The organism is Diaphorobacter sp. J5-51, assembly GCF_001023515.1.
GTDB lineage: Bacteria > Pseudomonadota > Gammaproteobacteria > Burkholderiales > Burkholderiaceae_C > Diaphorobacter > Diaphorobacter nitroreducens.
Genome location: NZ_JSYI01000121.1, coordinates 13607 through 25807, shown reverse-complemented (window position 1 = coordinate 25807; position 12201 = coordinate 13607). Strand labels below are relative to the sequence as shown.

Genomic DNA, 12201 nt, shown 5'->3' with positions numbered 1-12201 from the left:
ACCGGCGCGGCCAGGGCCGGGGCAGCGCCTGTCGCCAGCGCGTTACTTGGTGCCGAAGATGCGGTCGCCCGCATCGCCCAGGCCGGGCAGGATGTAGCCGTGGTCGTTGAGTTCGCGGTCGATGGCGGCGGTGTAGATGGGCACGTCGGGGTGGGCCTTTTGCAGCGTGGCCACGCCCTCGGGTGCAGCCAGCAGGCACACGAATTTGATCGAGCGCGGCTGCAGTTGCTTGAGGCGCGCGACGGCCGCGGCGGCGGAGTTGCCGGTGGCCAGCATCGGGTCCACGACGATGATGTCGCGCTCGGCCATCTCGGAGGGCATCTTGAAGTAGTACTCGACCGGCTGCAGCGTGTCCGGGTCGCGGTACAGGCCGATGTGGCCGATGCGCGCGCCCGGCACCACGTTGAGCATGCCGTCCAGGAAGCCGTTGCCCGCGCGCAGGATGGACACGAGCACGAGCTTCTTGCCGTCGATGACCTTGCCGGTCATGGTCTCCAGGGGAGTTTCGATCTGGATGTCCTGCAGCGGCATGTCGCGCGTGACTTCGTAGGCCATCAGGGTGGACAGCTCGCCCAGCAGGCGGCGGAAGCTGTTGGTGCTGGCGTCCTTCTTGCGCATCAGGGTCAGCTTGTGCTGTACCAGGGGGTGGTCGATGACGTGGACGTTGCTCATGGGCTGGTGCCTCTTATTGGGATAGAAAAAAAGATCGGAGCCGGAATTTTGCACTCTGGCGCCAAGCCCCTGCGCGCGGGCAGCGCCGACGCACCGCCGGCCAGGGGCCCATCCGCCTCAGGTCAATCTGCCGACGCCGCGGTCAGCAGCTGTGCGTAGCGGGTCATGTCCACGTTGCCGCCGCTGATGACGACGCCCACGCGCTTGCCCCGCAGCCGCACGCCGCCATGGCACGCGCCCGCCAGTCCCAGCGCGCCCGTGGGCTCGACCACGATCTTCATGCGTTCGGCAAAGAAGTGCATCGCGCTCATGAGCTGCGCATCGGTGGCGGTCACGATGTCAGAAACGCCGGCGTGGATGAGGGGGAAGGTGAGCGCGCCCAGTGCCTGCGTCTGCGCACCGTCGGCAATCGTCTGCGGTGTGTCGATGCGCACCACGTGGCCTGCGTTGAGGGACTGCTGTCCGTCGTTGCCGGTCTCGGGCTCCACGCCGACCACCTTGCACTGCGGCGCCAGTTCGCGCGCTGCCAGCAGGCAGCCCGACAGCAGGCCGCCGCCGCCCAGCGGCACGAACAGGTAGTCCAGGTGCGGCACGTCCTCGAACAGCTCCTTGGCCACCGTGCCCTGGCCGGCGATCACGTGGGCGTGGTCGAAGGGCGGAATCAGCGTCATGCCGCGCTCGGTGGCCAGGCGGCGGCTGATGGCCTCGCGGTCTTCGGTGAAGCGGTTGTAGGTGACCACCTCGGCGCCGTAGCCGCGCGTGGCGGCTATCTTTGCAAGCGGCGCATCCTCCGGCATGACGATGACTGCGGGAATCTCCAGCAGCCGCGCCGACAGCGCGATGGCCTGCGCATGGTTGCCCGACGAGAACGCGATCACGCCGCGCTGGCGCTGCGCCTCGCTGAACTGCACCAGTGCGTTGAACGCGCCGCGGAACTTGAACGCGCCCATGCGCTGCAGGTTCTCGCACTTGAAGAACACCTGCGCGCCGAGCAGCGCATCCAACGTGCTGGAACTCAGCACCGGCGTGCGGTGTGCCATGCCCTTGAGGCGATGGGCCGCTTCGGCAACGTCGTCGTAGGTGGGCAGCGGAGGGCGCGGCAGGTGCATGGCTGTGGGCGAACGCTGGTGAATGGAAACGCGGCGCGGTGCCGCGCCGCAGGCGGGTTGCCGCATCATAGCCCGACACCCGGCGGTATATGCCCCGATTGGCCTGCAACGCCCTTGCAGCAAGCGCGCCCAGCTATCAACTTTGAAACCGGGGCCGCGCGGCGCGTGCGTCAGCCGAGTTCGCTGAAGCGCTTGAGCGGCGCCAGCGCCGGGAAGTCGCCCGCGCGCTTGGCCTGCATGGCGGAGACGGCCTCGCCCACGTGGCGGTTGCTCCAGATGGCGCCCTGCAGCCAGCCCATCTGGCGCAGGCTGTCGTGCACGCCGTGGTCGCGCGCATAGCGCACGGCCTGCTTGGTGCCCCAGACGGCCACCGGCGGCTTGGTGGCAATCTCGTTCGCGCAGGCCAGGGCGCCGGCCACCAGCGTTTCGTGCGAGTCGAACAGCTGCGTGACCAGTCCGCATTCCAGCGCGCGCTCGGCCGGCAGGCGGCGGCCGGTGTAGGCCAGCTCGTTCAGCAGGCCCAGCGGCATGAGCTTGGGCAGGCGCTGCAGGCTGCCCACGTCGGCCACCATGCCGATGTTGATCTCCTGGATGCAGAAGAAGGCATCGCGCGTGGCATAGCGGATGCAGGCGGCCGCCACCATGTCCAGTGCGCCACCGATGCAGCCGCCGTGGATGGCCGCGATCACGGGGATGCGCAGCTCTTCGATGCGCGTGAAGGTGGCCTGCATGTCCGTCAGCAGGTCGAACACGGCGGCGCGCCCCTCGGGGCTGCGGTCGTCCAGCGTGATCGCGCCGCCGAAGGTCTCCAGCGCCATGCCCGCGCTGAAGTGCTTGCCCGTGCTGCTGATGACCAGCGCGCGCGCCTCGCCGCCGCGGTGCAGGTCGGCCAGCACGGCGTCCAGCTCGCGCCAGAACTGCGGGTGCATGGTGTTCATGGCCTCGGGGCGGTTCAGCACCAGGTGGGCCACGTGGTCGGTGACGGTGAGGGTGAAGCAGGTGAGGGTGTTCATGGCGCGACTGTAGGAGTGGCCGGCGGGCCGGGGCGTCGCTTGCGCGACGGTGCGGCGGTCATCGGGTGCAGAGCGAAATCGGCCTGCAGCGCTTGTAGGGCAAGCGCAGGCAGCTATTTGATGCATAGCAAAGAAGCGCCATCTCCCGCGGCGCCACCGGCAGGCGCCCCTTTGTCGCGGTCCAGTCGGTCTGGCGGCGAGGTATACACTTTGCCGCTGCGGCGCAGGCCGCATTTTTTGTTGGCTCCAAGCAAAGGAATCGCAGCCATGGGCGCGCAATGGAAGGCAAAGGGCAAGGCGCTGGTCGCCGATGCCAAGGGCAGGCTTTTTGGAAAGCTGGTCAAGGAAATCATCGTCGCCGCGCGCGCGGGGGCCGACCCGGCCGGCAATTCGCGCCTGCGCCTGGCCATCGAGGCGGCGCGCAAGGCGTCCATGCCCAAGGACACGCTGGAGCGTGCCATCAAGAAGGGTTCGGGCGTGGGGGGTGACGCGGTGAACTACGAGCGCGTGATCTACGAGGGCTTTGCCCCGCACCAGGTGCCGGTGATGGTGGAGTGCCTGACCGACAACGTGAACCGCACGGCGCCCGAGATGCGCGTGTGCTTTCGCAAGGGGCAGATGAGCGCCGTGGCCTGGGACTTCGACCACGTGGGCATGATCGAGGGCGAGCCCGAGCAAGCCGGCGCCGACGCGGAGTTGGCCGCCATCGAGGCCGGTGCCCAGGACTTCGAGCCCGGCGAGGAAGAGGGCCAGACCCTGTTCCTGACCGACCCTTCGGATCTGGACGCGGTGGCCAAGGCATTGCCGGGCTTCGGCTTCAAGGTGCTGTCGGTCAAGCTGGGCTACAAGGCCAAGAACCCGGTGAGCATGGCCAGCCTTTCGCCCGAGGCGCAGGAGGAAGTGCAGGCCTTCCTGGCGGGCATCGAGAACAACGACGACGTGCAGAACGTGTTCGTGGGGCTCGTGGACTGATGCGCGCCATGCACCGTGCCGCCAAGGCCCCCGTCCACCCACGAAAAAGCCGCTGAACAGCGGCTTTTTTCATGGGCGCCTCGGTACTTGGTTAGCGGCGCACGGTGCCGGCGTCCTGGCCGAAGAGGATCTTCTTGGCCGCCTCGTCCACCGTGGGCGCGGTATTGATGGTCTGTGCCAGCGCGTAGGCGCGGCCGGTGGCGGGCCGTGCCTGGATGCGCTCGAACCAGGCCCGCAGGTGCGGGAAATCTGCCAGGTCCTGGCGCTGCCTTTCGTGCGGCACGATCCAGGGATAGCAGGCCATGTCGGCAATGGAATAGTCCCCTGCGATGTAGTCGCGCCCGTCGGCCAGGTGCTTGTCCAGCACACCGTACAGGCGCGCGGTTTCCTTCACGTAGCGGTCGATGGCGTAGGGCACCGGCTCGGGCGCGTACTGCGTGAAGTGGTGGTTCTGCCCGGCCATGGGCCCCAGGCCGCCCATCTGCCAGAACAGCCACTGCAGCGCCTCGTTGCGCCCGCGCAGGTCCTGCGGGATGAACCGGCCGGTCTTGTCGGCCAGGTACAGCAGGATGGCGCCCGACTCGAACACCGACAGCGGCGCGCCGCCATCCGCGGGCGCCTGGTCCACGATGGCGGGGATGCGGTTGTTGGGCGCGATGCGCAGGAAGTCCGGCGCGAACTGCTCGCCCCGGCCGATGTGTACCGGGTGCACGCGGTAGGGCAGGCCGCTTTCTTCCAGGAAGAGGGTGATCTTGTGGCCGTTGGGCGTGGTCCAGTAATACAGGTCGATCATTGAGTGCTCCTTAAATAATAGCTGTTAGCGCTTGATAGACGGACGCTGGAGCTGAATTTGGCTTGGAACGCCTCAGCGCTTCCTGCCGCCGAAGATGCCGCCCAGCACGCCGCGCAGGATTTCCTTGCCCAGGCTGGTGCCCATGGTGCGTACGGCCGACTTGGCCATGGTCTGCACCAGGCCGTCGCGCTTGCCGCCGCGCGGCCCGGTGCTGCCGAACAGCACGTCGTTCAGGCCGCCCATGAGGCCGCTGTCGCCCTGCGCCGTGCCGTTGCCGGGGGCACTGGGGGCATTGCTGGCAGCCTGCTCGGCGCGGCCGCGCAGCTTCTCGTAGGCAGATTCGCGGTCCACGGCCTGCTCGTAGGTGCCCGCGACGAGCGATCCGCCGATGAGTGCGCGGCGCTGCACGTCGGTGATGGGGCCGATCTGGCTGCCGGGCGGCAGCACGTACACGCGCTCGGTTTCGCTGGGGCGGCCCTTGGCGTCGAGGAAGCTCACCAGCGCCTCGCCCACGGCCAGCTCGGTGATGGCGGCCTCGATGTCCAGGCCCGCCTTGGGGCGCATGGTGGTGGCCGTGGCCTTCACGGCCTTCTGGTCGCGCGGGGTGAAGGCGCGCAGCGCGTGCTGCACGCGGTTGCCCAGTTGGGCCAGCACGCTGTCGGGGATGTCCAGCGGGTTCTGGGTGACGAAATACACGCCGACCCCTTTGGAACGCACCAGGCGCACCACCAGTTCGATACGCTCCACGAGCACCTTGGGCGCCTCGTTGAACAGCAGGTGGGCCTCATCGAAGAAGAACACCAGCTTGGGCTTTTCGGGGTCGCCGATCTCGGGCAGTTGTTCGAACAGCTCCGACAGCATCCACAGGAGGAACGTGGCGTACAGGCGCGGCGAATTCATGAGCTTGTCGGCCGCCAGGATGTTGACCACGCCGCGCCCGTCCACGGTCTGCATGAAGTCCTGGATGTTGAGCATGGGCTCGCCAAAGAACTGCTCGCCGCCCTGCGTCTCGATCTGCAGCAGCCCGCGCTGGATGGCGCCCACGCTGGCCGTGGAGATGTTGCCGTACTCGGTGGTGAACTCCTTGGCGTTGTCGCCCACGTAGGTGAGCATGGCGCGTAGGTCCTTCAGGTCCAGCAGCAGCAGGCCGTTGTCGTCCGCGATCTTGAACACCAGGTTGAGCACGCCCAGCTGGGTTTCGTTCAGGTTCAGCATGCGCCCCAGCAAGAGCGGCCCCATGTCCGAGATGGTCGCGCGCACGGGGTGGCCCTGCGTGCCGAAAACATCCCACAGCGTGGTGGGGCAGGCCGTGGGCTCGGGCGCGGCCAAGCCGCGGTCGGCCAGCGTCTTGCCCAGCTTCTCGCCAATGGTGCCCTTTTGGCTGATGCCGGTGAGATCGCCCTTCACGTCGGCCATGAACACCGGCACGCCGATGCGCGAGAACTGCTCGGCCAGCGTCTGCAGCGTCACGGTCTTGCCGGTGCCGGTGGCGCCGGTGATCAGGCCGTGCCGGTTGGCCAGGCCCGGCAGCAGGTGGCATTGCGTGGAATCACGCTGTGCAATCAGGAGAGGTTCGGACATGGCGGTAGTGATGGGGTGAGTCAAAAGTAAAATCGCGGCCGCAAGATTAAATCAATCAAAGGACGCTGCAGTGGCAGGACACAGTAAATGGGCCAACATCCAGCACCGCAAGGGGCGCCAGGATGAAAAGCGCGGAAAGATCTGGACCCGCATCATTCGTGAAATCACCGTCGCGGCGCGCACGGGTGGCGGCGACCCCTCGGCCAACCCGCGTCTGCGCCTGGCCATCGACAAGGCCAAGGCCGCCAACATGCCGGCCGACCGCATCAAGTACAACATCGACAAGGCCTCGGGCACGCTGGAAGGCGTGAGTTACGAGGAAATCCGCTACGAGGGCTACGGCATCGGCGGCGCCGCGATCATCGTGGACACCATGACCGACAACCGCGTGCGCACCGTGGCCGAAGTGCGCCACGCCTTCAGCAAGTACGGCGGCAACATGGGCACGGAAGGCTCCGTGGCCTTTCAGTTCAAGAACGTGGGCCAGATCATCTTCGCCCCCGGCACCAGCGAGGACAAGGTCATGGAAGTGGCCCTGGAGGCGGGCGCCGAGGACGTGATCACCGATGATGAGGGTGCCATCGAGGTGTTGACCGCGCCCGGCGATTTCGAGGCGGTGCGCGATGCGCTGGGGGCTGCGGGCCTCCAGCCGGAGGTGGCCGAGGTCACCATGCGCCCCGAGAACACCATCGCCCTGGAGGGCGACGATGTCGCGCGCATGCAAAAGCTCCTGGACATGATCGAAGACCTCGACGATGTGCAAGAGGTCTACCACAACGCAGAGCTCTAGGAACTTGAGCACCGACACCCTATGAAAATCCTAGTCATTGGCGGCGGCGGCCGGGAACACGCACTGGCCTGGAAGCTGAGCCAGTCCCCCAAGACCTCCAAGGTGTACGTGGCGCCCGGCAACGGCGGCACGGCGCTGTCGCCAAAGTATGAGAACGTGCCCATCAGCGACGTGACGGCCCTGCGCGAGTGGGCGCAGGCGCAGAAGATCGCGCTCACCGTGGTCGGCCCCGAGGCACCGCTGGCCGCTGGCGTGGTGGACGAGTTCCGTACCCACGGCCTGCGCATCTTCGGCCCCACGCAGGCTGCCGCGCAACTGGAAAGCTCCAAGGCCTTCTCCAAGGCTTTCATGAAGCGCCACGGCATCCCCACGGCCGAGTACGAGACCTTCACCGATCCGCAGGCCGCGCATGCCTACGTGGACCGTCTGGGCGCACCCATCGTCATCAAGGCCGACGGCCTGGCGGCGGGCAAGGGCGTAGTGGTAGCCATGACGCTGCAGGAGGCCCACGACGCCGTGGACTTCATGCTGGTGGACAACAAGTACGGCGTGGCCCACAACGAAGGCGGCGCCCGCGTGGTGATCGAGCAGTTCCTCGAAGGTGAGGAAGCCTCGTTCATCGTGCTGTGCGACGGCAAGAACGTCCTGGCGCTGGCCACCAGCCAGGACCACAAGCGCCTGAAGGATGGCGACCAAGGCCCCAACACCGGTGGCATGGGCGCGTATTCGCCTGCGCCGGTGGTCACGGCCGACGTGCATGCGCGCGCCATGCGCCAGGTGATCCTGCCCACCATCCGTGGCATGGAAAAAGACGGCATCCCCTACACGGGCTTTCTGTATGCCGGCCTGATGATCGACGCGACGGGCCATCCCAAAACGCTGGAGTTCAACTGCCGCATGGGCGACCCCGAGACACAGCCCATCCTCATGCGCCTCAAGAGCGACCTGGTGGAGGTGCTGGGGGCGGCCGTGGACGGCAAGCTCGACCAGGTGGAACTGCAGTGGGATCGCCGCACGGCGCTGGGCGTGGTGATGGCTGCCCAGGGCTACCCCGAGAACCCGCGCAAGGGCGACGCCATCACCGGCCTGCCGCAGGACGCGGACGACGCCATGGTCTTCCACGCCGGCACACAGCTCGTGGACGGCGTGGTGCGGACCAGTGGCGGGCGCGTGCTGTGCGTGACGGCGCTGGCCGACAGCGTCAAGCAGGCACAGCAGCGTGTGTATGACGTGGCGCGCGGCATTCACTTCGACGGCGCGCAGTACCGCCACGACATTGGCCACCGCGCGGTGAAGGCCAACGGATGACCACACAAAAACCCACCTTCAACACGGCGGACACCGTGGCCCGCGTGCGCGGCTATCTGGAGGGCCTGCAGGCGCGCATCACCAGCGCGCTGGAGGACATCGAGGGGCCGCAAAGCCAGGGCGGGGCGCGCTTTCGGTCCGATGCCTGGCGGCGCGAAAGCGGCTCTGCACTGCAGGGCGACGGCATCACGCGCATCCTGGAAGGTGGGCGCGTGTTCGAGCGCGCGGGCTGCGGCTTCTCGCACGTGAGCGGGCCGCGCCTGCCGCCCTCGGCCACGCAGCACCGGCCGGAGCTGGCGGGTGCGCCGTTCGAGGCCATGGGCGTGTCGCTGGTGTTTCACCCGCGCAACCCCTATGTGCCCACGGTGCACATGAACGTGCGCATGATCGCAGCCGGCACAGGTGCGGCGGGCACAGGTGCGGCTGGCACAGGTGCGGCAGGTCAGGCAGGCCAGGGTCCCATCTGCTGGTTCGGCGGCGGCATGGACCTCACGCCGTACTACGGTTTCGACGAGGATGCGGTGCACTTTCACCGTGCCTGCCGCGATGCGCTCGCACCCTTCGGCGAAGGCCTGTACCCGCGCTTCAAGACCTGGTGCGACGAGTACTTCTACCTTAAGCACCGCAATGAGCAGCGCGGCGTGGGCGGCATCTTCTTTGACGACTTCGCGGAGCTGGGCTTCGAGCAGAGCCTGGCCATGACGCAGAGCGTGGGCGATGCCTTCCTGGGCGCTTACCTGCCCATCGTGCAGCGGCGCATGCACATGGACCATGGCGAGCGCGAACGCGAGTTCCAGCTCTACCGGCGTGGCCGCTATGTGGAGTTCAACCTGGTGTGGGACCGCGGCACGCACTTCGGCCTGCAGTCGGGTGGGCGCACGGAATCCATCCTGCTGTCCATGCCGCCGCTGGCGGCCTGGTCCTACCAGCGCGAGCCGCAGCCGGGCTCGCCCGAGGCGCTGTTGACCGAGCGCTTTCTGCAGCGCCGCGACTGGATCTGAGTGTGTGAGCGCGGGTAACTATAATTTCAATAGCTGCCTGCGCTTGACCATCAAGCGCCAGACCCGTTTTTGATATCTGAAACATGCCCTGACAACCGCTCCGCGCCCCCCTTGGCCGTGGCGGTGCTTGCAGGCTATATTGATTCCATTCCTTCACTGAAGACCACCTGATGACCACTTCCAGCAAATCGGAAACCGCCGCCAAGAAAGACGTCACCAAGCTCCAGCGCGCCATCGTCGATGGCCTGGAAGACGTTAAGGCGCAAGACATCCAGGTCTTCAACACCGAGCATCTCTCGCCGCTGTTCGAGCGTGTGGTCGTCGCCACCGGCAGCTCCAACCGCCAGACCAAGGCGCTGGCCGCCAGCGTGCGCGACGCCGTGCGCAAGGCCGGGTTCCCCAAGCCGCGCAGCGAGGGCGAGGACAACGGAGAATGGATCATCGTGGACTGCGGCCAGGCCGTGGTGCATGTCATGCAGCCCGCCATCCGCCAGTACTACCGGCTGGAGGAGATCTGGGGCGAGAAGCCCGTGCGCCTGAAGCTGGGCGCTGCCAAGCCGCGCAAGATCATGGCCTCGGAAGGCGACGACGAGGCGCCCGCGCGCAAGCCGGCTGCCAAGAAGGCAGCAGCCAAGCCCGCCACGAAGTCCGCAGCTGGCCAGAAGCCGGCCAAGGCGGCAGCTCCCGCAGCGGCCAAGCCGGCAGCGAAATCCGCAGTGAAGACCGCATCCAAGCCCGCTGGCAAGCTCGCGAGCAAGGCACAGAAGGCACCGGTCAAGGCCGCATCCCAACCCGCAGCGAAGAAGAGCACGGCAAAGCCCGTGGCGGAGAAGAAGCCAGCCATCAAGAACGCGGTGAAGACCGTCGTGGTGAACAAGCCTGTGGCCAAGAAGGCGCCCGCCAAGGCCGCCGCTACCACCACGGCACGCAAGCCGGTCGCCAAATCCACTGGCAAGGCTGTCGCGAAGAAGGCCCCCGCACGCAAGAAGGCCTGAGCCTTGCGCTGACCCATGAAGCTGCTGATCGTGGCCGTGGGCCAGCGGGTTCCCGACTGGGCGCAGACGGCCTATGACGACTATGCCAAGCGATTCCCGCCCGAGCTGAAGGTCGAGCTCAAGGCCGTCAAGACCGAGCCGCGCGGCTCCAAGACGCTGGAGACGCTCTATGCTGCCGAGCGCGAGCGTATCGAAGCGGCCATCCCGCGTGGCACCCGTGTGGTGGTGCTGGACGAGCGCGGCACGGGCCTCACCACCAAGGCCCTGGCCCAGCGGCTGAAGGACTGGCAGCTCGGGGGGGACGACGTGGCCCTGGTCATCGGCGGCCCCGACGGCCTAGACCCGGCCTTCCGCCAGGCGGCGCACGAGCGCATCCGCCTGTCCGACCTGACCCTGCCGCATGCCATGGTGCGCGTGTTGCTTATCGAGCAGCTCTACCGTGCCTGGTCGGTGAATGCCGGGCACCCCTACCATCGCGAATAACTTCAGATTTGATAGCTGCTCGCGCTTTCTGGTCGGGCGCTGGAGGCCCATTTGACTCAAGAACACCGCTTCATCTACCTGGCCTCCCAGAGCCCGCGGCGCCGCCAGTTGCTGGAGCAGTTGGGGGTGCGCCATGAGCTGCTGTTGCCCAACGCGGCGGGGGACGAGGCCGAGGATGCCGAGGCCATCGAAGCCGTGCTGCCTGGTGAGGCGCCCACGACCTATGTCGAGCGGGTGACGGGGCTCAAGCTGGACGCTGCCGTGGCGCGCCATGCGCGGCGCGGGCTGTCGCCAGCGCCCATTCTGTGCTCCGACACCACCGTGGCCCTGGGCCGCACCATCTACGGCAAGCCCGAGGATGCGCACGACGCGGTGCGTATGTTGGGGGAGTTGGCGGGGCATGAACACCGCGTATTGACGGCCGTCGCGCTGCAGGTGGGTCCCCGACGCCTCACGGCGCTGTCAGTCTCGCGCGTGCGCTTTGCGCCCATGTCGCCGGCGCAGATCGAGGACTACGTGGCGACGGGCGAGCCGCTGGGCAAGGCGGGCGCCTATGCGATCCAGGGGCGCGCCGCCGCCTATGTGGAGCACCTGTCGGGCAGTTACTCCGGCATCATGGGCCTGCCCATGTATGAGACGGCGCGCCTGTTGCGCGCGGCGGGCGTGCTGGCCGTCTAGGCGCAGCCTGTCAGGCCCGGAGCCTGGTTACATCGGGTATTTCGCCAGGCGCGCCGTATCCGGGATGTGGATGTCGCGCTTGTCGATGTGGATCAGGCCGGCGGCCTCCAGGTCGTGCAGTACGCGAGAGAAATACTCGGGCGTGATCGACAGCCGCGAAGCGATGGTGGCCTTGCTCACCGGCAGCGAGATGCTGCGCGCGCTGGCTGGCGGTGCGGGAGCAACGGACTGCAGTGCCGCGCGGGCCGGGCATTGCGGAGGCACAGGCGCGGTAGGGGGATGAGGCGCGTCCTCGGGCAGGGCGTGCAGCAGGTAGCCGATCACGCGCTGCGCGCCGTTGTGCAGCGTATAGGTCTGCACGTCATGCACCAGGCCGTGCAGGCGGCGCGAGATGCCGGCGAGCATGCGCATGGCAAAGCGCGGCTCGTTCTCGATCTCGCGCACCACGGCCGCCTAGCCTACGGAGAGCAGCAGGGTATCGGTCAGGGCCTGGGCGTTCACGATGTAGGGACGATCGGTAAACATCAGCGCCTCGGCGAAGCTGATGCCGGGGCCGGCAAGCTCGATCACCTTCTCCTGCCCCGCTGGCGACAGTGCAAACAGCTTCACCTGCCCCATTACGGTGACGTGGAATTCCTCGCAGGGCATGCCAACGCTGAACACCATCTCGCCGCGCGCATAGCGGCGTAGCCGGCAGCCCGTGCCCAGGCGTTCCAGTTCCTGGGGTGCCATTTCCTGGAACAGGGGCAGCGCCGCAAGGTAGCGCGGTATGTCGAAGTGCGCGATGTCCATGTGCGCATTACAGG

At 67.4% G+C, this 12201-nt stretch carries 12 protein-coding genes and 1 pseudogene; 7 read left to right on the top strand and 6 right to left on the bottom strand.

The window, feature by feature from the left end; translation table 11 throughout:
* Positions 1-42: 42 nt before the first annotated feature.
* From upp to OX89_RS14820, 3 genes are all read right to left on the bottom strand, one after another.
* A complete protein-coding gene (gene upp / locus OX89_RS14830; RefSeq protein WP_015913242.1) occupies positions 43-672 on the bottom strand; it encodes a uracil phosphoribosyltransferase in 630 nt (209 codons plus the stop codon).
* 122 nt (positions 673-794) lie between these two features.
* Positions 795-1781, bottom strand: a complete 987-nt coding sequence (locus OX89_RS14825; RefSeq protein ID WP_047351211.1) for a threo-3-hydroxy-L-aspartate ammonia-lyase — start codon at positions 1779-1781, stop codon at positions 795-797.
* Positions 1782-1951: 170 nt separating this feature from the next.
* On the bottom strand, positions 1952-2794 hold the full coding sequence (locus OX89_RS14820; protein ID WP_047351210.1) for an enoyl-CoA hydratase-related protein: 843 nt from the start codon (positions 2792-2794) through the stop codon (positions 1952-1954).
* A gap of 267 nt (positions 2795-3061) precedes the next feature.
* Here OX89_RS14820 and OX89_RS14815 point away from each other — a divergent pair, with 267 nt between their 5' ends.
* Positions 3062-3766, top strand: a complete 705-nt coding sequence (locus OX89_RS14815) for a YebC/PmpR family DNA-binding transcriptional regulator (protein WP_015913245.1) — start codon at positions 3062-3064, stop codon at positions 3764-3766.
* A 91-nt stretch (positions 3767-3857) separates the two neighbouring features.
* On the opposite strand, the gene OX89_RS14810 is transcribed toward OX89_RS14815, so the two are convergent.
* The gene (locus tag OX89_RS14810) at positions 3858-4559 is read right to left on the bottom strand and encodes a glutathione binding-like protein (protein WP_047351209.1); all 702 of its coding nucleotides are present in this window, start codon (positions 4557-4559) and stop codon (positions 3858-3860) included.
* A 72-nt stretch (positions 4560-4631) separates the two neighbouring features.
* Entirely contained in the window at positions 4632-6140 is a 1509-nt protein-coding gene (locus OX89_RS14805) for a helicase HerA-like C-terminal domain-containing protein (RefSeq protein ID WP_047351208.1), read from the bottom strand.
* A gap of 70 nt (positions 6141-6210) precedes the next feature.
* Between OX89_RS14805 and OX89_RS14800 the strand changes: the two genes are divergently transcribed.
* The 6 genes from OX89_RS14800 (at position 6211) to OX89_RS14775 (ending at position 11395) form a co-directional block, all read left to right on the top strand.
* Positions 6211-6930 carry a YebC/PmpR family DNA-binding transcriptional regulator gene (locus OX89_RS14800; RefSeq protein WP_011805149.1) on the top strand — a complete coding sequence of 240 codons (720 nt, stop codon included), beginning with the start codon at positions 6211-6213 and terminating at the stop codon, positions 6928-6930.
* Positions 6931-6951: 21 nt separating this feature from the next.
* Positions 6952-8238, top strand: a complete 1287-nt coding sequence (purD, locus tag OX89_RS14795) for a phosphoribosylamine--glycine ligase (RefSeq protein ID WP_047351207.1) — start codon at positions 6952-6954, stop codon at positions 8236-8238.
* Entirely contained in the window at positions 8235-9239 is a 1005-nt protein-coding gene (gene hemF / locus OX89_RS14790) for an oxygen-dependent coproporphyrinogen oxidase (protein WP_047351206.1), read from the top strand. The genes purD and hemF overlap by 4 nt, the downstream gene beginning before the upstream one ends.
* Before the next feature lie 170 nt (positions 9240-9409).
* Positions 9410-10234, top strand: coding sequence for a ribosome silencing factor (gene rsfS, locus OX89_RS14785; protein ID WP_047351205.1), 825 nt, complete (start codon positions 9410-9412; stop codon positions 10232-10234).
* A gap of 15 nt (positions 10235-10249) precedes the next feature.
* Positions 10250-10717, top strand: coding sequence for a 23S rRNA (pseudouridine(1915)-N(3))-methyltransferase RlmH (gene rlmH / locus OX89_RS14780; protein WP_011805153.1), 468 nt, complete (start codon positions 10250-10252; stop codon positions 10715-10717).
* 51 nt (positions 10718-10768) lie between these two features.
* Positions 10769-11395: a nucleoside triphosphate pyrophosphatase gene (locus OX89_RS14775; RefSeq protein WP_047351204.1), complete on the top strand. Its 627-nt coding sequence runs from the start codon at positions 10769-10771 to the stop codon at positions 11393-11395.
* Positions 11396-11422: 27 nt separating this feature from the next.
* Here OX89_RS14775 and OX89_RS14770 read toward each other — a convergent pair.
* Positions 11423-12187 (bottom strand): annotated as a pseudogene (locus OX89_RS14770) (Crp/Fnr family transcriptional regulator).
* Positions 12188-12201: the final 14 nt, after the last annotated feature.

Coding starts and splice junctions, on each gene's coding strand:
- OX89_RS14820 (WP_047351210.1), bottom strand. CDS start 2,794: ATGAACACCCTCACCTGCTTCACCCTCACCGTCACCGACCACGTGGCC.
- rlmH (WP_011805153.1), top strand. CDS start 10,250: ATGAAGCTGCTGATCGTGGCCGTGGGCCAGCGGGTTCCCGACTGGGCG.
- rsfS (WP_047351205.1), top strand. CDS start 9,410: ATGACCACTTCCAGCAAATCGGAAACCGCCGCCAAGAAAGACGTCACC.
- hemF (WP_047351206.1), top strand. CDS start 8,235: ATGACCACACAAAAACCCACCTTCAACACGGCGGACACCGTGGCCCGC.
- purD (WP_047351207.1), top strand. CDS start 6,952: ATGAAAATCCTAGTCATTGGCGGCGGCGGCCGGGAACACGCACTGGCC.
- OX89_RS14815 (WP_015913245.1), top strand. CDS start 3,062: ATGGGCGCGCAATGGAAGGCAAAGGGCAAGGCGCTGGTCGCCGATGCC.
- upp (WP_015913242.1), bottom strand. CDS start 672: ATGAGCAACGTCCACGTCATCGACCACCCCCTGGTACAGCACAAGCTG.
- OX89_RS14825 (WP_047351211.1), bottom strand. CDS start 1,781: ATGCACCTGCCGCGCCCTCCGCTGCCCACCTACGACGACGTTGCCGAA.
- OX89_RS14810 (WP_047351209.1), bottom strand. CDS start 4,559: ATGATCGACCTGTATTACTGGACCACGCCCAACGGCCACAAGATCACC.
- OX89_RS14805 (WP_047351208.1), bottom strand. CDS start 6,140: ATGTCCGAACCTCTCCTGATTGCACAGCGTGATTCCACGCAATGCCAC.